Source organism: Arthrobacter sp. UYEF20, from assembly GCF_040546335.1.
Classification (GTDB): Bacteria; Actinomycetota; Actinomycetes; order Actinomycetales; family Micrococcaceae; genus Arthrobacter.
Genome location: NZ_JBEPNP010000005.1, coordinates 242,173 through 261,343, shown reverse-complemented (window position 1 = coordinate 261,343; position 19,171 = coordinate 242,173). Strand labels below are relative to the sequence as shown.

General features: G+C 66.8%; 20 protein-coding genes. 13 read left to right on the top strand and 7 right to left on the bottom strand.

The window, feature by feature from the left end:
* Position 1: 1 nt before the first annotated feature.
* From ABIB26_RS08495 to ABIB26_RS08485, 3 genes are all read left to right on the top strand, one after another.
* Positions 2–1,999 (top strand): hydantoinase B/oxoprolinase family protein, encoded by a 1,998-nt coding sequence (locus ABIB26_RS08495; RefSeq protein WP_354241345.1) that lies wholly within the window; start codon positions 2–4, stop codon positions 1,997–1,999.
* A 274-nt stretch (positions 2,000–2,273) separates the two neighbouring features.
* A complete protein-coding gene (locus ABIB26_RS08490) occupies positions 2,274–3,044 on the top strand; it encodes an SDR family NAD(P)-dependent oxidoreductase (RefSeq protein WP_354241343.1) in 771 nt (256 codons plus the stop codon).
* 110 nt (positions 3,045–3,154) lie between these two features.
* Complete coding sequence (locus ABIB26_RS08485) at positions 3,155–4,432, top strand: MFS transporter (protein WP_354241341.1); 1,278 nt, start codon at positions 3,155–3,157, stop codon at positions 4,430–4,432.
* Between the two features lie 153 nt (positions 4,433–4,585).
* Here ABIB26_RS08485 and ABIB26_RS08480 read toward each other — a convergent pair whose 3' ends face one another.
* A complete protein-coding gene (locus ABIB26_RS08480) occupies positions 4,586–5,134 on the bottom strand; it encodes a hypothetical protein (RefSeq protein WP_354241339.1) in 549 nt (182 codons plus the stop codon).
* A gap of 137 nt (positions 5,135–5,271) precedes the next feature.
* Positions 5,272–6,339, bottom strand: coding sequence for a helicase-related protein (locus ABIB26_RS08475; RefSeq protein ID WP_354241337.1), 1,068 nt, complete (start codon positions 6,337–6,339; stop codon positions 5,272–5,274).
* A 64-nt stretch (positions 6,340–6,403) separates the two neighbouring features.
* Between ABIB26_RS08475 and serB the strand changes: the two genes are divergently transcribed.
* Positions 6,404–7,294, top strand: a complete 891-nt coding sequence (gene serB, locus ABIB26_RS08470) for a phosphoserine phosphatase SerB (protein ID WP_354241335.1) — start codon at positions 6,404–6,406, stop codon at positions 7,292–7,294.
* Between the two features lie 13 nt (positions 7,295–7,307).
* Here the strand turns inward: serB and ABIB26_RS08465 are convergent, their stop codons facing one another.
* Positions 7,308–8,720, bottom strand: coding sequence for an aminotransferase-like domain-containing protein (locus ABIB26_RS08465; RefSeq protein WP_354241333.1), 1,413 nt, complete (start codon positions 8,718–8,720; stop codon positions 7,308–7,310).
* Between ABIB26_RS08465 and ABIB26_RS08460 the strand changes: the two genes are divergently transcribed.
* Positions 8,719–9,684 carry a DMT family transporter gene (locus tag ABIB26_RS08460; RefSeq protein WP_354241331.1) on the top strand — a complete coding sequence of 322 codons (966 nt, stop codon included), beginning with the start codon at positions 8,719–8,721 and terminating at the stop codon, positions 9,682–9,684. The two genes, ABIB26_RS08465 and ABIB26_RS08460, sit on opposite strands and share 2 nt — an antisense overlap.
* A 44-nt stretch (positions 9,685–9,728) precedes the next feature.
* On the top strand, positions 9,729–10,391 hold the full coding sequence (locus ABIB26_RS08455; protein ID WP_354241329.1) for an FMN-binding negative transcriptional regulator: 663 nt from the start codon (positions 9,729–9,731) through the stop codon (positions 10,389–10,391).
* A 141-nt stretch (positions 10,392–10,532) separates the two neighbouring features.
* Here ABIB26_RS08455 and ABIB26_RS08450 read toward each other — a convergent pair whose 3' ends face one another.
* The 3 genes from ABIB26_RS08450 to ABIB26_RS08440 form a co-directional block, all read right to left on the bottom strand.
* Positions 10,533–11,300 (bottom strand): SDR family oxidoreductase, encoded by a 768-nt coding sequence (locus ABIB26_RS08450; protein WP_354241327.1) that lies wholly within the window; start codon positions 11,298–11,300, stop codon positions 10,533–10,535.
* A 155-nt stretch (positions 11,301–11,455) separates the two neighbouring features.
* On the bottom strand, positions 11,456–11,875 hold the full coding sequence (locus tag ABIB26_RS08445; protein WP_354241325.1) for an Hsp20/alpha crystallin family protein: 420 nt from the start codon (positions 11,873–11,875) through the stop codon (positions 11,456–11,458).
* A gap of 158 nt (positions 11,876–12,033) precedes the next feature.
* Complete coding sequence (locus ABIB26_RS08440; RefSeq protein ID WP_354241323.1) at positions 12,034–12,759, bottom strand: beta-ketoacyl-ACP reductase; 726 nt, start codon at positions 12,757–12,759, stop codon at positions 12,034–12,036.
* Positions 12,760–12,908: 149 nt separating this feature from the next.
* Here ABIB26_RS08440 and ABIB26_RS08435 point away from each other — a divergent pair, with 149 nt between their 5' ends.
* Genes ABIB26_RS08435 through ABIB26_RS08420 form a run of 4 tightly spaced genes read left to right on the top strand, consistent with a single transcriptional unit; the run spans position 12,909 to position 14,982 of the window.
* Entirely contained in the window at positions 12,909–13,364 is a 456-nt protein-coding gene (locus tag ABIB26_RS08435) for a DUF3099 domain-containing protein (protein ID WP_354241321.1), read from the top strand.
* Entirely contained in the window at positions 13,361–13,612 is a 252-nt protein-coding gene (locus ABIB26_RS08430) for a hypothetical protein (protein ID WP_354241319.1), read from the top strand. Before ABIB26_RS08435 ends, ABIB26_RS08430 begins: the two co-directional genes overlap by 4 nt.
* Positions 13,613–14,503 carry an SURF1 family cytochrome oxidase biogenesis protein gene (locus tag ABIB26_RS08425; RefSeq protein WP_354241317.1) on the top strand — a complete coding sequence of 297 codons (891 nt, stop codon included), beginning with the start codon at positions 13,613–13,615 and terminating at the stop codon, positions 14,501–14,503. It begins immediately after the preceding gene.
* A gap of 11 nt (positions 14,504–14,514) precedes the next feature.
* Positions 14,515–14,982, top strand: coding sequence for a YbaK/EbsC family protein (locus ABIB26_RS08420; protein ID WP_354241316.1), 468 nt, complete (start codon positions 14,515–14,517; stop codon positions 14,980–14,982).
* A 76-nt stretch (positions 14,983–15,058) separates the two neighbouring features.
* On the opposite strand, the gene ABIB26_RS08415 is transcribed toward ABIB26_RS08420, so the two are convergent.
* On the bottom strand, positions 15,059–16,657 hold the full coding sequence (locus ABIB26_RS08415; RefSeq protein ID WP_354241314.1) for an ABC-F family ATP-binding cassette domain-containing protein: 1,599 nt from the start codon (positions 16,655–16,657) through the stop codon (positions 15,059–15,061).
* A 276-nt stretch (positions 16,658–16,933) separates the two neighbouring features.
* Between ABIB26_RS08415 and ABIB26_RS08410 the strand changes: the two genes are divergently transcribed.
* From ABIB26_RS08410 to ABIB26_RS08400, 3 genes are read left to right on the top strand one after another with little or no spacing between them, the layout of a single operon-like run.
* Positions 16,934–17,602 (top strand): biotin transporter BioY, encoded by a 669-nt coding sequence (locus ABIB26_RS08410; protein WP_354241312.1) that lies wholly within the window; start codon positions 16,934–16,936, stop codon positions 17,600–17,602.
* Positions 17,599–18,327: an energy-coupling factor ABC transporter ATP-binding protein gene (locus tag ABIB26_RS08405; protein ID WP_354241310.1), complete on the top strand. Its 729-nt coding sequence runs from the start codon at positions 17,599–17,601 to the stop codon at positions 18,325–18,327. Before ABIB26_RS08410 ends, ABIB26_RS08405 begins: the two co-directional genes overlap by 4 nt.
* Positions 18,324–18,956 carry an energy-coupling factor transporter transmembrane component T family protein gene (locus ABIB26_RS08400; protein ID WP_354241308.1) on the top strand — a complete coding sequence of 211 codons (633 nt, stop codon included), beginning with the start codon at positions 18,324–18,326 and terminating at the stop codon, positions 18,954–18,956. The genes ABIB26_RS08405 and ABIB26_RS08400 overlap by 4 nt, the downstream gene beginning before the upstream one ends.
* Positions 18,957–19,171: the final 215 nt, after the last annotated feature.

Genomic DNA, 19,171 nt, shown 5'->3' with positions numbered 1-19,171 from the left:
CATGCCTATCGTTCCCATTTCCGGGTCTGAAAAGTTCGCACTTCAGCCCGCCCCGCTCCGCGCCGATCAGCGCAGCGTCGGCTCGCTGCGCCTCCACATCGTCGACGACGCGACCGTGGACGGCCTGGATCCCCTCACCTACGAAGTCGTACGCCACCGCCTGGCGGCCATCACCGAGGAGATGGGCGATGCGATCAAGCGGATGAGCGGATCGGTCGTCGTGACCGACTGCAACGACTTCGGTGCCGCCATCATGGACGAGGCCGGAGACACCGTCCAGGTCGGCCTGTACAACATGCAGCTGGCAGCCTCACTGGACATGGCAGCGAAGTGGACGCTGGAGAACCGCAGCGCCAACCCGGGCATCAAGCCCGGCGACATGTTCCTGTGCAACGATCCCTGGGTCGGCGGCGGTCTGCACCAGAACGACGTCACGGTCCTCGCACCGCTCTTCCACGACGGCGAGCTCTTCGGCTGGACCGGCGCAGTGGCGCACCAGGTCGACCTCGGCGGCGTCTCTCCGGGCAGCTGGTCGGTCGACGGCATGGATGTGTTCTGGGAGTCGTTGCCCACACCGCCGGTCAAGATCGTCGAAAACGGAGCCGTCCGCGCCGATGTCGAAGACGTCTACCTGCGCCGCTCCCGCGTCCCCAAACTCGTGGCATTGGATCTGCGCGCCAAGATCGGGGCCAACAACGTCGCACACGACCGGCTGACCGCGCTCATCAACAAATACGGGCCCGACACCGTCAAAGCCGTCATGAAACGCATGATGAATGATGCCGAGTCAAGGCTCCGCGCCAAACTCCTGGATCTCCCGGACGGCACCTGGGGCGCCGTGGCCCACCAGGACGGCGGGCGCGCCGGAGACCGGAACGTCTACAAGATCGTCCTGAACATGACCAAGACGGGTGACCGGCTGATTTTCGACTTCACCGGCACCGATCCGCAGGTAGAGGGCATCATCAACTGCACGCTGGCCGGCCTGCGCGGGGGGATCATGCCGGTGATGCTGACCATGCTCTGCCCGGACATCCCGTGGGCACCCGGCGGGATCTATCGCACCATCGAGATCATCAGCGAACCCGGCACCATCAACAACTGCACCTTCCCCGCGGGAATCGGAAAGGGTTCGGTCGCCTCCGCCTGGTCGACTCAAAACGCAGTCTCCGAAACAATCGCCGGCATGCTCTCCACGCACCCGCAGCATTCCGAACACCTGATGAGCGTGTGCTGCGGATCCTGGGACCTTACCGTTCTCGCAGGCGTCGACCAACGCGGCGGCGGCTTTGTCACCATGCTCTGCGACGCGATGGCCGGGGGTCTGGGCGCCAAGGTCGACGGCGACGGTGTCGACACCGGCGGCGTGAACTGCATCCCCATGGGCAGGGTCGCGGACGTCGAAATCAACGAGTTCAGCTTCCCGATTCTGTACCTCTGGCGCCGCGAAGAAGAAGACTCCGGCGGACCAGGCAAATACCGCGGCGGTGTAGGTGGCTCAAGCTGCTTCATCCCCCACGACTCACCAGTCGGAGCGGTCCATATGGTTGTCTCAGCCCCCGGCAAGGCGGTGCCCCAGGCGCCGGGCCTGGCCGGCGGATACCCCGCGGCCACCCAGTACGACGTTCTCGTGCGCGGATCCCATGTTCTGGAGCAACTCAAAGCCGGTGAAATGCCTTCATCCCTGGAAGACCTTGGAGGTGAAGCCCACACGGTGCCGCCGCACCTGGAGACCGATCTGGGCGTCCGGGACGTGTACTACACACACTGGCAGGGCGGCGGCGGCCTCGGCGACCCGCTGCTGCGCGAACCGGAGTATGTGGCAGCCGACGTGCTCAAGGGCAAGGTCTCACAACGGGCCGCCATCGGAGTCTACGGCGTGACCGTCGACGAAACCGGCACCGTTGACTTTGACGCCACCACCCGCCAACGGCAAACACTTCGGCTCGAACGCGCCGGCTTGTCCCATCACGAAGCAAAGACTGGAGCACCGGCATGAACATCGATACGAACCTGGAAGTGACCGATGCAGGCACCGTCGGATGCCGCCACTGCGGGGCCACGGTCGGCGACTCGGTCCAAGCGCCCATGACCCGCGCAATCCGGAATGAACGCCCTTCAAGCGCCGCCGGCCCTGGCGTGAAGGCGGACCCGGCACTCTTCACCGACCGACCGATCGTCATCAGGCAGAGCTTCTGCCCCGGCTGCCTCGTATGCCTCTCCACGGAGATTGCCCCCGCAGACGAAAAAACATACAGGGAATGGATGCTTTCATGAGCTACACAGATTTGGCCAGCAAGGTCATCGTCGTAACCGGCGCGGCACAAGGCATCGGTCTGGCCTACGCGCGCCGGCTAGTGGACGAAGGCGCAACGGTCGTCCTCGCCGACCGTGCGACGGACAGCGTAGAAAAGGCAGCAGCGGCCCTCAACGAGAACGGCAACCAAGGAAAAGCCATCGCCCACGCAATCGACGTCGCCTCAGCCAACAGCTGCGCTGAACTTGCCGAGTCGCTGACCAAGGAATTCGGCCGCGTCGACGGCCTCGTCAACAACGCCGCCATCTTCTCGACCATCACCATGAAGCCGTTCTGGGAAATATCCACAGACGAATGGGACCGGCTCATGGACGTCAACCTCAAGGGCCCCTGGCTGCTGACCACTGCACTCCTGCCGCTGCTGCGTGCCTCAGCCGGGGCGAGCATCATCAACATCGGATCCGATGCCGTCGCGATGGGACGACAGGGCTATCTGCATTACGTCGCAAGCAAGGGCGGGGTAGCAGGCATGACCTTCTCCATGTCCCATGAGCTGGGCGAATTCGGCATCAGGGTCAATACCCTGTCACCGGGGCCGGTCTACACAGAAGTATCACGGGACACCGTCTCCGCGCCCCAGAAAGAGGCAATGATGGCTCGCCAGGCTCTGCACCGCACAGCCGGTCCCGACGACATGACCAGCCTTGCCGCTTTCCTCCTCTCTGATGACAGCAGCTACATCACGGGCCAGACCATCTCCGTCAACGGAGGACTGGTCCACCGCTAGGCCGTGGCAACCTGCGATTGCAGGTCAATCCCGCTACAGCGTCATCCCGCCATCAGCCGCGCCCTGATTCAGAACGGGCATCGCCCCCATCACAAGTCTGAAGTCCAGTGATGAAGGGCCCTCCAGAAAGAAGCAATACCGTGTTATCTCAAGCCCCAAGCCGAGAAACTCACAGATCCCGATCCAGCACGGCTGTCATCGCTGCCTGCGCCCTTGTCGTCATCCTCGAAGGCTACGATCAATCGGTGTACGGTTCAGTGCTGCCCGTTCTTCTGCGCGATCCGGGATGGGATCTTACGCCCCAGAATGCCGGCTACGTAGGCGGTGCAGCCTTCGTCGGAATGTTGCTGGGTGCCTTGGGCGCCAGCGGTCTAACCATGAAGTACTCACGCCGTGCAGTTGTCGTCGGGTGCTTGCTCCTGTTCGGCGTCTTCGGCTCCCTCTGCGCCTTTGTGGACAATGCAGGGATGCTGGCGCTACTGCGGGTTTTCATGGGTGTTGGTCTCGGCGGCGTCCTCCCGGTCTGCACGACCCTGACTTTGAGCGTTGCCCCCGTTAAGCGGCGGACGCTCACCTACGCGGCCATGTTCACCGCTGTTCCCCTTGGCGGCATGCTCGCTGCCCTGCTCTCAAAATGGCTCATCCCGATCATCGGTGCCGAGATGATGTTCCTGGTACCGGCGCCGTTGGTTGTCCTGGCCATCATTGTGTCCTGGCTGGTTCTACCCGACACGAAGGCGGCGACGGTACCCCTGGAACAACTAGCCGCGAGGTCTTCAGGCTTGTATGGACGCCGCCGGCGCATGACCGTCCTGTTCATCACCGCGACGCTTCTGGGCCTGCTGCTGTGGTATGGGCTGGGTACGTGGCTACCGGAAATCATGCGCAGCAGCGGGTTTGACCTTGGATCGTCTCTGACATTCCAGGTGACGATGTTCGCCGGCGCGGCCATCGGGTCGCTTCTTTTCGCCCTGATAGCCGACCGGATGGACGGACGTAAAGCCGTCTTGGGGATTTACGCGGTGGGAGCCGTTGTCCTAGCCGTAATGCTGACCTCTCCCTCGCAGCCCGTCCTACTCGCGCTTACGTTCCTGGCCGGTGGCGTTGCCCAGGGCGGACTCATCGCCATCAACACAACGGTGGACCAGACCTACCCGCTCTGGCTCCGCGCGAGGGCGCTGGGCGCCACGCTGGGATGGGGAAGAATCGGGGCAATCGTTGGCCCCGTAATCATCGGCTACATCGTCGGAGGAAGCGCAGTCTGGAGCTTCCTGCTGTTTGCTGCCTGTTCATTGTTCGCCGGAATCTTCACCTACACCGCCAAGACAACCGAACAGGATGATTCCCGGAATTACGCGGAACCGGCGCTGGACTCCTCGACGCACTAAGGCGTCGTTGGTTGCGGCCTAATACCGTTGTGATACTGGCCTGATATCAAATTGATAGTACTGACTCCTTGCACTCCCTAACGGCACAGCCCCCGCGGTATAGCCCTGCATAGCTTTTTGGCTATGCAGGGCTTCCGTGTGCCGGGAGATGATTCAGCGCCCGTACTCGGCTTGTTGCCGGCGCTGTTCGGGTGTCCGCTGCCGGGCGATTGTGGTCGTGGCGGCCGCCGTGACCGGCTGTTGAGGGAATGACGCTCTTTGCAGTCGTTCCATCTTTTCCAGCCGTGGGTCGGTCTCGGCTGCGGGTTCGGCCTGTGGCTGTTCCTCTGGTTTTGCGGCGTCGGCCATGAGCCGGTCGATGCGTGCGGATTCCCCCTGGGCGGCTTTGAGGGCGTCGGCGTGCTTGAAGGGTTCCGCGAGGGCCTTCTCTGCCTGTTCGACGCGGGCTTCCTGGCGTCGTCCTTCGACGTCGGCCGCCAGCTTGGGCAGTGAGGAAACCCTGTTTTCGAGCTGCCGGATGGTGCCGATATCAGCGGAGAGCAGGCTCCTGCGGGCGATGTGTGTGGTTGCCCTGGGCACTCCTTCGATGCGCACTTCGACGGTGGCCCGGTCAAGGTCCCGGGCTGGCATGAGGCGGGCGCGGAGTTCGTGGCCGCCAAGGTGTGCGATGGTGCCGAGCTCGTCATGGCCGTAGAGGTTCATGAGCCGGTGACCGTGCCGCCCGGCCCACGCGCGGAGCGCTTCGGCGGCGTCTCCCCGGTTGTCCAGAGTCCTGCCGTCGATGCGGGCGGTGAAGGCGTCCGCGCTGGTGTCTACGGTGTGCGCCGCTGCTGCCTGGATCAGGGCAGGTCCTGGGCGGCGGCGTCGGCCGCCGATTGTTCGCCGCGTTTGGTGTGGGCGACAGCGACCATGTTGCGGTGGTAGGCCCGGTCCAGCCGGCTCAGGCGGGCCAGTTCCTGGTCCGCGACGGCTTTTTCCAGCACGAGAGGGTTGCCGCTGGTGATGGCTTTGGCCTGGGCGAAGTTCAGGGTGTTGTCCCCGATGTCCTCGATTTCGCGCACGTCCAGGCGGCCGCGCATGATCTGGTTAATAAACCGGGACTTCCTTTCAAGCCCTTGCCACATGAAGGAGTCGAAGGATTCCTTCGTCACGACCTGGGAGATGCGGACCTCGGGGTTCTGGTTGCCCTGGCGCAGGATGCGGCCGTGGCGTTGCTCGACGTCGGCCGGCCGCCAGGGGGCGTCCAGGTCCACCAGGTGCACGGCTCGCTTTTGAATGTTCGTGCCGACGCCCATTTTCGAGGTCGACCCGACCAGCACGGCGATCTGCCCGGAGCGGGCGGCGGCGAAGAGCCGGCCCTTCTCGGTGTCGTTTTTGGCTTCGTGGATGAACCGGACCAGGTGTTCGGGTACGCCCCGGCGGCGTAGCTGGTCTTTGAGTTCGCCGTAGACGTTCCACTTCTCCGAGGGTGTGCCGAAGTCGCAGAAGACCAGCTGCAGCGCACCGGGCACCGGGTCCGGTTCGCCGGTTCGCCGGTTCGCCGGGTCAGTGTAGATGCGGTCCTTGTGTTCCTCGTACACGCCGGCCAGCAGGTCCGCGGTGGCGCTGATCTTGGTGGGCCCGCCCTGGAACAGCGCGGGGTCCACAAGTCTCATGTCCAGGGCGGCTTTGCGGCCGTCCGAGGAGACTTTGAGCATGTTGTCTTCCTCGGAGTCCACCAGCCGTTGCTGGATGCGGTCCACCCGCTGACCGATGTCCTGGATATACCCGCGCAGTTCAGGGCCGGGTTCCACGGCCAGCATGTTCGGCTGCCGCAGCCCGTCCCCGTCCCGCGCGGCAAGGGCCGGGATGGGGAGCTTCAGGTCCTCGGCGGTTTTCACGTCCGCGAAGGTGTGGAACATCTCCATTCAGGGAAGTCGCCGCAGCGAAACGAATTCGGGCGCCGGCCGGGCGCTGGCTAGGATTGCAGCCATGAGTTCGAACGTGACTGCGGTCAGCTATGCCCCGAAATTGCGCCTTTCCGACGTGCAGCGCCTCCGGGCCGCGCTCACCGCAGCCGGCGTGAGCGTCGACGCGGAAAGCCGCACCGGGGACGGCCGCTTCGAGGTGTACTCGGCGGACTGCTCACTGGAGTCCGGGACGGCCGCGGAGCTCGCGGAACTCCGCCGGGTGGCGGCCGGCGCAATCGAGGGCGTGGATACGGCGATCGTGCCGGCCTCGCTCCGGAATGCCCCGCGGAAGTTCCTGATCATGGATGTGGACTCCACCCTGATCCAGCAGGAGGTCATTGAACTCCTGGCAGCCCACGCCGGAAAACGCGAAGAAGTCACGGCAGTCACCGAGGCCGCCATGCGCGGCGAACTGGACTTTGCCCAGAGCCTGCACGCCCGGGTGGCGGTGCTCGCCGGACTGCCGGCCGACGTCGTCGATTCGGTCCGGGCCGAAGTGAAACTCAGCGACGGCGCGGCGGAACTGGTGGCCGCCTTCAAGGCCGCCGGCCACGTCGTGGCGGTGGTGTCCGGCGGGTTCAACCAGATCCTGCAGCCCATCGCGGAAGGCCTGGGGCTGGACTACTGGATCGCCAACGAACTGGAAATCGTGGACGGCGCGCTGACGGGAAAGGTGCTCGGCGACGTGATCGACCGGGCGGCCAAGGAAAAGTACCTGCGTGAATGGGCCGCCGCGGAAGGCATCCCGCTGGAGCACACCATCGCGGTGGGCGACGGCGCCAATGATCTGGACATGCTCGGGGCCGCCGGGATCGGCGTCGCATTCAACGCCAAACCGGCCGTCCGCGCCGTCGCCGACGCCGCCGTGAACATGCCGTATCTCGACGCAGTGCGGTACATCGCCGGGGTCTGAACCGAATGTTTTTCTAGCGCCCGTTGCGTTCGATTGCCCGGCCGAGGATGCGCGCGCCTTCCGGGAAGGCGCCGGGGTTGGGCCCGGCGTAGTTGAGCCGGATGAACGGGCCCGCCGGTTCGGCCGGGAACCATTCGGTGCCGGCGGCAATGATGACCCCGGCACTCTCGCAGTCGCGGGTGAGCTGTTCGAGGTCGGTCCCGTCGGGCAGCCGGGCCCAGAGGTTCAGCCCTCCCTTGGGGATGTGGCTGATGTGAGCCTGCGGGGCGTGCTCCCGCAGGCTGGTGACCAGGAGGTCGCGGCGCGATTGGAGCTGGTGCCGGAGGCTTCGCAGATGCGTCTGCCAGGCAGGCTGGGTGACCACATCGAGTGCTGCGGCCTGGAGAAAGCCGCTGACATACATCGACTCGGCTCCGCGGTCGGCAAGGATCCGTTCACGCGCCGGGCCGCGGGCGATGACCGCGGCAACCCGGACGGCCGGGGATACGCTCTTCGTCAGTGAGCGAAGGTAGACGACGTGGCCGGAATCATCCCTGGCGGCGACGGGGACGGGGGTTGAGGTGATGCCGAAATCGTGGGCCCAGTCGTCCTCAACGAGGAACGCGCCGTACTCTCGCACGACGTCCAGGACTTGTTCGCCGCGCCGGGCCGGCCACTGCGCTCCCGTGGGGTTCGCGTAGTTCGGCTGTGCGTAGAACATCCGTGCACCGGTCTCCGCGAAGGCACGGGCCAACTCTTCCGGGCCGGGACCGTCCGGTCCGCTGGGCACAGGAACGACGCGGACGCCGGCCTGCGCTGCCGCGAGGATGGCGCCCCAGTAGCTCGGGGATTCCATCAGCAGGGTCTGCCCATGGCCCACCAGGGCCCTGAAGATGGAGCTGAGTCCGCTCTGGCTGCCCGGCAGCACGACGACGTCGCTCGGTGTCGGCGGGGTGATTCCTGCCGGGGTCGAGGTGCCGAGTTCGTGGGCGAACCAGGACTGCAGTTCGGGAAGCCCCGCAGCCGGCGGCCGGGCCAGGGCGGCGTCGCCCCGGGCTGCCCTGGTGAGTGCTGCACGCACCAGGCGTTCCGGCAGGAGTTCCCGGTCCGGATAGCCGGAATGGAACGCGATGACATCGTTCGACGCGCTGCGCATCGCGGTGGAGGCCGAGCGAAGAGGCGCCTGGGGCGAACGAAGCGCAGCCGTCTGCCAGCCGTAATCCGAGGGCCGGGCGGTCCGGACGGCACGCACGAACGTCCCGACACCTGGCCGGCTCTCGATCAGGCCCTGCGTGGTGAGTGTCTGCAGGGCCTTCTGCACCGTCACGGGGCTGGCATGGTAATCGGCAACCAGCGACCGCGTGGACGGCAGCCGGGATCCCGGCGCCGCTCCTGCGATCCATTCCCGGAGTCGCGTGGCAATTCGGGAACTGCTATCGTTGTTCATGAGAGACAATAGTAGCGCTACTAAGCTTATACGGCCAGTGATACTGCGCACACGGCCTACCGGTCTGCGCAGACAGCCGACCGGCCTGTGGTGGGGCCTCCTGGGAGTAGCGGCGTTCTCGTTTACCGTTCCCTTCACCCGGGTGGCGGTCGCGGGGCTCTCGCCGCTGTTCATCGGGTCCGCCCGCGCCGTGATAGCCGCAGTCCTGGCCGCCTTCGCCCTCTCCCTCACCCGGCAGCGTTTTCCTCGCGGCGCACAGTGGACGCGGCTCGCGGTGGTCGCCGGCGGGATCGTCGTCGGCTTCCCGCTGCTCACCTCCTTCGCCCTCACGACAGCGCCCGCCACCCACGGCGCCGTCGTCATCGCGCTGCTTCCGGCCGCGACGGCAACGGCCGCAGTCCTCCGCGCCCGCGAGCGTCCACGGACAGCCTTCTGGGTCGCGACAGCCATTGGTGCGCTGGCGGCGATAGCTTTCGCCTTTGCGCAGTCCGGGGGCCTCGGGCAGCTGCACTGGGCGGATCTGCTGCTCCTCGGCGCAGTAGTGGCCGCTGCCATCGGCTACGCGGAAGGCGGCCTGCTCGCACGCGAACTCGGCGCGTGGCCGACGGTGTCCTGGGCCCTTGTCCTCGCATCCCCGCTCATGGTCTTCCTGGCGGCGCTCTCCGCGGCCCAGCAGCCGCCGTCGGGCACGCCGGTCCAGTGGGCTGCCCTCGCCTACCTCGGCATCGTCAGCATGTTCCTCGGCTTCTTCGCCTGGTACCGCGGCCTGGCCATCGGCCCGATGGCCCAAGTGAGCCAGATCCAACTCGTCCAGCCCGTACTGACCATCTGCTGGGCCGGACTCCTGCTGGGCGAGACACTGACCTGGACCACCATCTTCGGCGGCCTCGCCGTCATCCTCTGCGCCGGCATCGCCGTCCGCGTCCGGCTCAACCCGCCGCCCACGCCGCGGAATCGCTCATGACCCCCGGACCACGAAGTTCCTCGACCAAACAAAGGAAGAACCGCATGTACACCCCAGCGCACTTCGCAGCCGGCCCCGACGCGATCCATGACCTCCTCACCCGGCCGGCCGCCGCCAACCTTGTCACCATGACCTTGCAGGGCCTGCTCGCCACCCTGCTGCCGTTCGTCTACGATTCGTCGGTCGGTGAACATGGCGCCCTGCACGGGCACCTCGCCCGGAACAACGCCCAGTGGTCGGAACCCGCGATCGGAGAATCACTCGTCATCATCCAGGGCGCGGACGCCTACATTTCGCCCTCCTGGTACGCCTCGAAAGCCGAACACGGACGCGTCGTGCCAACCTGGAACTACTCCACAGCCCATGTGTACGGCCAACTGGTCATCCACGACGACCCGGCCTGGCTCGGAAATCACGTTCGACGGCTGACGGACCTCAACGAAGCCAACTCAGACCGCCCGTGGACCGTGGACGACGCCCCCGAGGGCTACATTTCCGGCCAGCTGCGCGCCATCGTGGGCGTCGAACTGCTGATCACAAGGATCGAAGCGAAGACCAAACTCAGCCAAAACCGGACCGGCACCGACATCGACGGCGTTGTGGCCGGACTTACTGCCCGGGGGCTGGCGGAGAGCGCCGCCGACGTTGAACGAGCAAGACGAAACCGGGGCGCTGGCCGCCCGTTGGACGCGGGGCCCTCCCTATGAAACCTGGCCGGTCGCTCGGCCGGGCCGCCGATGATGATGCCTAAGGAGAGGGGCAGGCCCCATCTCCTCAGCTCGGGCCGGGGCGCTGCCGGGAGATGGGGCTGCCCCGCCCCCTGCTGGTTCTTTGCCCGTGCCGGACGTTTAGCTGTTGCTCTTGTCCGTTGTTGCTTTGTCGAAGTAATCGGCGCCGCCGACGTACTCGGTGTGGCCTGTTTCGACGTCGGCCGTCACCATCTTGGCCACCTCGGCGGCGAACTCGGAGACCGAGTACAGCTTTCCGGCCTCGGCGCGGCGGGCCTCGATGGCGCCCGGGTTGGAGCGGTCCAGCAGGGTGGCCGTGACGGTGCCCTCGATCATGTCGCCGGACACGACGACGAGCGAGATGCCCTTCTCGGCGAGGCTCGGGACGAGTTCACGGAGGGCATCCTCGCCGGCGCGCTTGCTGCGGGCCACCGGCTCGTAATCCGGCATGGTGGGCACGGTGTCGATGAAGTGGGCCTGGTGGCTCGTCACAAAGACGACGCGGGAGCCCTCGGGCATCAGGGGCACGGCGGCGTTCAGCATGTTCACTTGGGCATCGCGGTTGAGCTTGAGGGCATATCCCTCCTCCATGCCCGACTCCATGCCGCCGGAGGCATTCAGCACCAGCACGTCGAGTGAGCCGAAGTTTTCCATGGCCGCGCTGGCCAAAGCCTGAACGCCTGCCTGGGTGGTGAGGTCCGCACCGACGGCGGCCGCGCGGCCACCGGCGGCCTCGACCTCTGCGACCACCTTATTGGCGCGCGGTGCCTTCTGGCGGTAGTTCACGACGACGGCGGCGCCCTCGGCCGCCAGGTACTTGGCGACTTCGGCGCCGATTCCCCGCGATGAACCGGTCACAATTGCGGTCTTGTTGTCCAGCAGTCCCATACGAGCTCCTTTGTTCCAAACGTCCAAAAACGGTGAGTCTGCAGTCCATCATGCCAGCGTTGCAGGGCATTTCCGTTGTTCAGGATCCACAAAGAAGCCAAAGCGGGCTAGTTCCGGGTCGGATCGGGCCGTCCCCGGGCTGCCGGGCGGTCCGGTCAGCTGTGGTCGATCCTGATCTTCTTCGTGGCCGACTCCGGTGGTGCCGCCGGCACGGGTGCCCGGACTTCAAGGACGCCGTCCTTGTAGGTGGCGGTGATGTCTTCATCCTTCACTCCGGGCGGCAGCGCGATGCTGCGCTGGAAGGAGCCGTAACGGAATTCCGAACGGTACCCCATCTTGCTCTTGTGCTCGGACCTCTCCTGGCGCTCCGCCTTGATGTGGAGCATGCCTTCGCTCACGGAGACGTCGACGTCCTGGTCGGGATCGATCCCGGGCACCTCCGCCCGGACCACCAGGGTGTCGCCGTCCTGGAACTGCTCGACCTTCATGGACGACGTCATCGCCAGTTCGCCGTCGAGGAAGCGCTTGATCGGCTCCAGCATGTCCGAGGGCGCCCATTTGCTGGATTCAGCCATGATATTCCTCCTGGTTCCATGCCCCCGCCTTGGCATAGTCAGGGGTTGTAACCCCATTACACACCCGTGACGGGGCGCCTGTTAAGGGCAAATGGTCCTATCGTGGCGGGCGTGCGGTGCGGCCGCCGTCGTTCCGCTGGGCCGTCGGGGCCGCTGCCTCAGTGGCCCATGCCGAGGCCGCCGTCGACCGGGATGACCGCGCCGGAAATGTACGCGGCTTCGTCGCTCGCGATCCAGCGGACGACGTCGGCCACCTCGGACGCTTCGGCGAAGCGGCCGGCGGGGACCTTGGACAGGTAGTCCTTCTGGGTCGCCTCGGGTAGTTCCGCCGTCATGTCCGTGTTGATGAAGCCGGGCGCGACGACGTTCGCTGTGATGCCGCGGCCGCCGAGTTCACGGGTCAGCGAACGGGCGATCCCGACGAGGCCGGCTTTGGAGGCCGAGTAGTTGATCTGGCCAGGGGCGCCGTAGAGGCCGGAGACGGAGGAGATGAGGACGACGCGGCCCTTGCGTGCCCGGATCATGCCCCTGGAGGCCCGCTTGATGACACGGAAGGCGCCGGTGAGGTTCGTGTCGATCACCGAGGTGAAGTCGTCCTCGCTCATGCGCATCAGCAGGGTGTCCTTGGTGATGCCCGCGTTGGCCACGAGCACCTCGACGGGTCCGTGCGCGGCCTCAACCTCGGCGAAGGCGGCGTCCACGGAGGCTTCGTCCGTGACGTCAGCCGTGACGCCGAGGATGCCCTCGGGGAGCTTTGACTCGCTGCGGTAGGTGACAGCCACCTTGTCCCCGTTGGCCAGGAAGGACTCGGCGATGGCGAGGCCGATCCCGCGGTTGCCGCCGGTGATCAGGACGCTGCGGCCGGTGGATACTGCTTCAGGCATGGTGGGGCTCCGGGATTCTGCGGCGTGACGGCGCCGCGTAGGGGTGGATTTTCCTGCCTCCGATCTTAGCGCCCGGGCGGCGCGCGTTTGGGCGGCTCCTCCGATGGTGAGAGAATTGAAGTAAGCCTTGGGAGCGTGATCTGACAGCCTTGACCCTCAAAAACCGACCCGGTGGACCGTTGCCTGGGGACCCGGGTGAGTTACCGGGTGACACCGAGGTCCACAGCATCACGGACGCCGCCACCGCACACTCGGAAGAGATGCGACAGCGGATGATCAAGTACGCCGTGGCCATGGGAATCCGCATGGTGTGCCTGATCCTGATATTCGTGGTGGACGGCTGGTTCAAGGTTATTCCCGTGATCGGTGCGGTGTTCCTGCCGTGGGTCGCCGTCATCATCGCCAACGGCGGCGACAAGGCGGAGATCCACAGCGACTCACTGCTGGACTACGCTCCGCTGGGTGAACTGGATGCGCCCGGAACCGCCGGGCCGGCAGCTGCTGCGGCCGAAGACCCCTCCGTGACGTTGTTGCAGGGCGAACTGATCGAAGATGAGGATGGACTTGCTGAAGATGAAGGCGACCACGGACGGGCTGCTTCATGAACCTGTTTGACCTTGCCGGGAACGGCGGCCCGACGGCGGGCCCCGCCGAAGCGGTGTGCTCACGGAAGGCGTGCCGGGCCGGTGCCGAGTGGCAGTTGCTCTGGAACAACCCGAAGATCCATACTCCGGAACGGCGCAAGATCTGGCTCGCCTGCGGCGAGCACCGGTCCTGGCTGGAGGACTATCTCCAGACCCGGGGTCTGTGGAAAGCAACCGTGGCCCTTGAGCCGGCAGGCGGGGCCGGCTGAATGTATCGCTTTCTCTTTTCCAGCAAGTGGCTGGGATACCTGTTGCTGGCTGCCATCTTCGCCACCGCCTGTGTCTTCCTGGGCCGCTGGCAGATGGACCGCCGCGCCGAGACGCTGGCCGAAATCAACCGCGTGACCTCCAACTACTCCGCCACGCCCGTTCCGTTTGCCGATGTCAAGGACCAGTTCAGCAGCCTGGACGCGCACCGGGAGTGGACCCAGGTGGAGCTGAAGGGCAGCTACGATGCCGCCGGTCAGCGCATCGTCCGCAACCGGCCGCTCAACGGCCAGCCCGGCTACGAAGTGGTGGTCCCCTTCAGGCTGGGGACCGGCGAGACCGTGGTGATTGACCGTGGCTGGCTGCCCATCGGCAACAACAATCCGGGCCGGCCCGACTCGGTGCCCGCACCGCCGTCGGGCAACGTGAGCGTCGTCGCCCGCCTCAAGCACGCCGAGCCCGAGCTCCAGCGCGGTGCGCCGGACGGGCAGCTGGCGTCCATCGACCTGGCCGCCTACTCCGCGCAGTTGGGTTACCCGCTGCTCACCGGCGCCTATGGACAACTGGCCTCGGAGACACCATCCGTTGCGGACATGCCCATCGCCTTCCCCAAGCCCACGACCGAGGAAGGCACGCACCTGTCGTACTCACTGCAGTGGTTTGCCTTCGGGGTGCTGATGTTCATCGGCTTCGGCTACGCGGCCCGTCAGCAGGCCCGGAACGCGGCCATCGACGCCGAGGACGCGGAAGCCCAGGGCACGGACGGAGACACTGCCGGCGGGTTCCTGCACTCCAGCGGGCCGGTGGCGCGGCGTCGTCCTGCCCCCCGGAAGCGGAAGAATGCGACGGCGGAGGAAGAGGAAGACGCCATCCTGGACGCCCAGGGTTACTGAGGGAGCCCCGCATGGATCCGGAACCGGTGGCGAACGTGAAGCATGCGCTGACCGCGGCAGGAGCCGAGGACACGGTGACGGTCTTCGATACGAAAGTCCCGACGGCGGCAGCGGCGGCGGCCGTCCTAGGCTGCGACGTCGCGGCGATCACCAACAGCCTCGTCTTCGACGTCGGGGGCACTCCCCTGCTCATCCTGGCCAGCGGCGCCGCCAAGGTGGACGTCCGGAAGGTGGCCGCGCAGCTGGGCACGGGCAAAATCCGCCGCGCCACCCCGGAGTTCGTGCTGGAACACACGGGCCAGGAAGTAGGCGGAGTAGCCCCGCTGGGCCACCCGGAGAAGATCCGCACCCTGCTGGACAGCTCCCTTGCAATCCACGAAGTCCTCTGGGCCGGCGCCGGCGATCACAACTCGATGTTCTCCATCGGCTATGCCGAGCTCCAGCGCATCACCGACGCCGAGATCGTGCCCGTCCGTTAGCCCAACTGGCTGGCAATAGTTGTCGTTTTGACCGCTCAAAACGACAACAACTGCGGGTCAGTTGGGGGTGCCGACGCTACGCGAGGGTTATGAGGTCCAAGTAGTCTTCGTTCCAGTGGTCCTCGATGCCATCGGGCAGCAGCACGACGCGCTCGGGGTTCAGCGCTTCGACGGCACCTTCATCGTGGCTGACCAGGACGACGGCGCCGGTGTAGTTGCTCAGGGCCCCGAGGATCTCGGCGCGGCTGGCCGGGTCGAGGTTGTTGGTGGGCTCGTCGAGGAGCAGCACATTCGCGCTCGAGGCCACGATGGTGGCCAGCGCGAGACGGGTCTTCTCGCCGCCGGACAGCACACCGGCGGGCTTGTCGACGTCGTCGCCGGAGAACAGGAACGAGCCCAGGATGTTTCGTACTTCCGCGTCGTTCATGTCCGGGGCGGAGGAGCGCATGTTCTGCAGGACGGTACGGTCCACGTCGAGCGTCTCGTGCTCCTGGGCGTAATAGCCCACTTTCAGGCCGTGGCCCGCAACGACTTCGCCGGTGTCCGGCTTGTCGACGCCGGCGAGCATCCGCAGGAGGGTGGTCTTGCCGGCGCCGTTGAGGCCCAGGATGACCACCTTGGAGCCGCGGTCGATGGCGAGGTCCACGTCGGTGAAGATCTCCAGAGAGCCGTAAGACTTGCTGAGGCCGTCCGCGGTGAGCGGCGTCTTGCCGCACGGTGACGGATCCGGGAAGCGCAGGGCTGCCACGCGGTCGGTCGCGCGCACGGCTTCGAGGCCGCCCAGCAGACGTTCGGCGCGCTTGGCCATGTTCTGCGCGGCGACGGCCTTGGTGGCCTTGGCGCGCATCTTATTGGCCTGGTCGATGAGGACCTGGGCCTTCTTCTCCGCGTTGGCGCGCTCACGCTTGCGGGCGCGCTCGTCCGTTTCGCGCTGCTGGAGGTAGCGCTTCCAGTCCATGTTGTAGAAGTCGATCTGGGCGCGGTTGGGATCCAGCAGGAACACCTTGTTGACGGTGGCTTCGAGCAGCTCGGTGTCGTGGCTGATCACGATCAGCCCGCCCTGGTGGTTCTTCAGGAACTCGCGGAGCCAGGAGATGGAGTCGGCGTCGAGGTGGTTGGTGGGCTCATCGAGGAGCATCGTTTCGGCGCCCGAGTACAGGATCCGGGCGAGTTCCACACGGCGGCGCTGGCCACCGGACAGGGTCTTGAGCGGCTGGTTCAGCAGCCGGTCCGGGAGCGCCAGGTTGGAGCAGATCGCGGCGGCCTCGGCCTCGGCCGCGTAACCGCCGGCGGCGAGGAATTCGGATTCCAGCCGGTCATAGCGGTTCATCGCCTTGCGCTGGACCTCGGCGTCCTCGCTGGCCATGTCCTCATGGGTCTGCCGGAGCTTGCCGACGGCGATGTCCAGGCCGCGGGCGGAGAGGATCCGGTCGCGGGCCAGCTGCTCCATGTCCGGGGTGCGGGGATCCTGCGGCAGGTAGCCGATCTCGCCGCTGCGGGTAACCTTGCCGCCGGCCGGCAGGCCTTCGCCCGCGAGCACCCGGGTCAGTGTGGTCTTGCCTGCACCGTTACGGCCGACGAGGCCGATCTTGTCTCCCTTGTCGATCCGGAAGCTCACCTGGTCCATAAGGAGGCGGGCGCCGGCGCGCAGTTCGAGATCCTGGACGGTAATCAATGCAGCTAAGGCCTTTCACAACAGGGAACGCCGCGGCACAACGGATGGAATCTGGAGGGGGCCGGGGCAGTGCGGCCGAGAGAACGGCCTCCACCAGTCTACCGGCCCCGCCTCCGCCCGAAGACAAGAGCCCCGGATCCCGGCCGGACCCGGCCTTTGGCGGCGCCCTCCAGCATCCGGGCCGCCGGTTAGTGGAGCACCTACAAAATAGGGACCGCGCCGCCGCCGTAGGGTCGGAAGTAAGAACCGCCCCCCTTTTTGATGCGAGGAAATCCGATGCCCGAGACACACCGCACCGCCACCGCCGTCACCCCGGTGCCCGTGCGACGCCACCGCTGGAACGCCACCGACCTCGGCCTGATCGCCGTCTTCGCCGCCCTCGTGGCCGGTTCCGCGCTGATCGCCGCCATTCCCGTGGGCGGACTCGGCGTCCCCATCACGCTGCAGACCCTTGCCGTCATGCTCACGGGGCTGGCCCTCGGCCCCGGGCGGGCCTTCGCCGCCGTCGGGCTGTACGTTCTCCTGGGCCTCGCCGGGCTGCCGATCTTCAGCGGCGGGCGCAGCGGACTCGGTGTCCTGGCCGGTCCCTCGGCGGGCTACATCGTCGGCTTCGTGTTTGCGGCCGCGGCGGTGGGCTGGCTGACCGTCGTCGTGCTGCGCCGCACCGCGGGACGTCCCGGCAGGCTTCGTGCGGTCCTCCTTTTCGCCGCCGCGATGGTGGGCAGCATCATCTTTGTCCATGGCCTCGGCATCCTTGGCATGATGGTCAACGCGAAGCTGGACTTCCCCAAGGCGTTCCTGGCCGATCTGGTCTTTTACCCCGGAGATGTGATCAAGAACGCACTGGCCGTGACCATCGCGCTGTCCCTGCACAAGGCCTTCCCTGACCTGCTCATCCGCCGCGTCCGGACCGCCGGCGCCGCGAAGGCGGAAGTCCGCCCGTGAGCATTGTCCTGGACCGGGTGGCGGTACGGGTCCAGGTTGACGGCCGCGCCGCACCCAAGACCCTGCTCGAAGGGGTGTCACTCGACCTCTCGGAGCAGCGGATCGGCATCATCGGCGCCAACGGCTCCGGCAAGTCCACCCTGCTGCGGCTCCTGAACGGACTCGTGGCACCGAGCAGCGGCTCCGTGCTGGTGGGCGGTGCGGATACCGTCCGCGCGGTGCGGGAAGTCCGACGCCGCGTGGGGTTTGTCTTCACGGACCCGTTGTCCCAGCTGGTGATGCCCACCGGCCGCGAGGACGTCGAACTGTCGCTCCGGCGCTCGGTCCGGAACGCCGCGGAGCGGCGCAGGCAGGCCGAAGCGACCCTGGGCCGCTTCGGGCTGCTGCAGCTGGCGGACCAGAGCATCTACGAACTCTCCGGCGGGGAACGCCAGCTGCTGGCCCTCGCCGCGGTCCTCGCGGTGGACCCGGAAGTCCTCGTCCTGGACGAACCCTCCACCCTGCTGGACCTGCGCAACCGGGAACTGCTCCGCCGGACCCTGGCCGGGCTTGGCCAGCAGGTCATCCTGTCCACCCACGACCTTGAGCTCGCCCGCGACATGGACCGGGTCCTCGTGGTGCATGCCGGCCGGGTCGTGTTCGACGGCGGGCCGGCGGCCGCCGTCGACCATTACCGGGCGCTGAGCGCGGCTGGCCTGGAGTCGCCGGCAGTGGAGCAGCCGTGAGCGGGCACGGATTCCTGCTGGCGAACTACGTGCCCGGCCGCTCCGTGGTCCACCGCTCGCCGCTGTGGCTGAAATTCCTGCTGGTCCTCGGCTGCGGCATGGCGTCCTTCCTGATCGTGGACTGGGCGGTTGCGGCCGGAGTGCTGGCGCTGATGTGCGGGGTGTTCCTGCTCAGTGGGGCGGGGGCGGACCGCCTGTGGCGCGCTGTCCGGCCGGTACTGCCGGTCCTCGCGGCGATCGGGCTCTTCCAGTGGTGGCAGCTGGGCGGTCCCACGGCGGCACGGATCGTGCTGAACGTCCTGGTCTGCGTCGTGGCGGCGTCGATCCTCACGGCGACGACGCCGGTCCAGGGGTTGCTCGACGGGGTGGCGTCTCTGGCCACGCCGTTCCGGCGCATCGGGGCGGATCCGGAACGGTTCGCCCTGACGATCGCCATCATGTTGCGCAGCATCCCGTTCATCGCGGGCGCATACTCCGACGTCAGGGATTCCGCCCGTGCCCGCGGCCTGGAACGCAACCCCAGGGCCCTCGTGCTCCCGGTATTCATCACCACCGTGGCCTTCGCGCGGCAGACCGGTGAAGCACTCGCGGCACGGGGTCTGGGCGAAGCCGAGGACCTGGACGGCTGACAGCCCTCCCAGGCGCCCACCCGCGGGACATGCCCTCCCCTGCCCGCAGCCACCGGACATATGCCCACTCTGCCCGCTGCCCGAGCCCAAAAATGGGCATGTCCCCCGGCTGGTGCACGCGGAACGCCCTCCCCGCGGCCGTGACCGCGGGACATGCCCTCCCCGGCCCGCAGCCACAGCACATATGCCTACTCTGCCCGCTGCCCGAGCCCAAG

Excerpts from the sequence above, each read along its gene's own strand:
- ABIB26_RS08495 (WP_354241345.1), top strand. The coding sequence starts at position 2 with ATGCCTATCGTTCCCATTTCCGGGTCTGAAAAGTTCGCACTTCAGCCC.
- ABIB26_RS08490 (WP_354241343.1), top strand. The coding sequence starts at position 2,274 with ATGAGCTACACAGATTTGGCCAGCAAGGTCATCGTCGTAACCGGCGCG.
- ABIB26_RS08485 (WP_354241341.1), top strand. The coding sequence starts at position 3,155 with ATGAAGGGCCCTCCAGAAAGAAGCAATACCGTGTTATCTCAAGCCCCA.
- ABIB26_RS08480 (WP_354241339.1), bottom strand. The coding sequence starts at position 5,134 with ATGAACCTCTACGGCCATGACGAGCTCGGCACCATCGCACACCTTGGC.
- ABIB26_RS08475 (WP_354241337.1), bottom strand. The coding sequence starts at position 6,339 with ATGGAGATGTTCCACACCTTCGCGGACGTGAAAACCGCCGAGGACCTG.
- serB (WP_354241335.1), top strand. The coding sequence starts at position 6,404 with ATGAGTTCGAACGTGACTGCGGTCAGCTATGCCCCGAAATTGCGCCTT.
- ABIB26_RS08460 (WP_354241331.1), top strand. The coding sequence starts at position 8,719 with ATGAGAGACAATAGTAGCGCTACTAAGCTTATACGGCCAGTGATACTG.
- ABIB26_RS08465 (WP_354241333.1), bottom strand. The coding sequence starts at position 8,720 with ATGAACAACGATAGCAGTTCCCGAATTGCCACGCGACTCCGGGAATGG.
- ABIB26_RS08455 (WP_354241329.1), top strand. The coding sequence starts at position 9,729 with ATGTACACCCCAGCGCACTTCGCAGCCGGCCCCGACGCGATCCATGAC.
- ABIB26_RS08450 (WP_354241327.1), bottom strand. The coding sequence starts at position 11,300 with ATGGGACTGCTGGACAACAAGACCGCAATTGTGACCGGTTCATCGCGG.
- ABIB26_RS08445 (WP_354241325.1), bottom strand. The coding sequence starts at position 11,875 with ATGGCTGAATCCAGCAAATGGGCGCCCTCGGACATGCTGGAGCCGATC.
- ABIB26_RS08440 (WP_354241323.1), bottom strand. The coding sequence starts at position 12,759 with ATGCCTGAAGCAGTATCCACCGGCCGCAGCGTCCTGATCACCGGCGGC.
- ABIB26_RS08430 (WP_354241319.1), top strand. The coding sequence starts at position 13,361 with ATGAACCTGTTTGACCTTGCCGGGAACGGCGGCCCGACGGCGGGCCCC.
- ABIB26_RS08425 (WP_354241317.1), top strand. The coding sequence starts at position 13,613 with ATGTATCGCTTTCTCTTTTCCAGCAAGTGGCTGGGATACCTGTTGCTG.
- ABIB26_RS08420 (WP_354241316.1), top strand. The coding sequence starts at position 14,515 with ATGGATCCGGAACCGGTGGCGAACGTGAAGCATGCGCTGACCGCGGCA.
- ABIB26_RS08410 (WP_354241312.1), top strand. The coding sequence starts at position 16,934 with ATGCCCGAGACACACCGCACCGCCACCGCCGTCACCCCGGTGCCCGTG.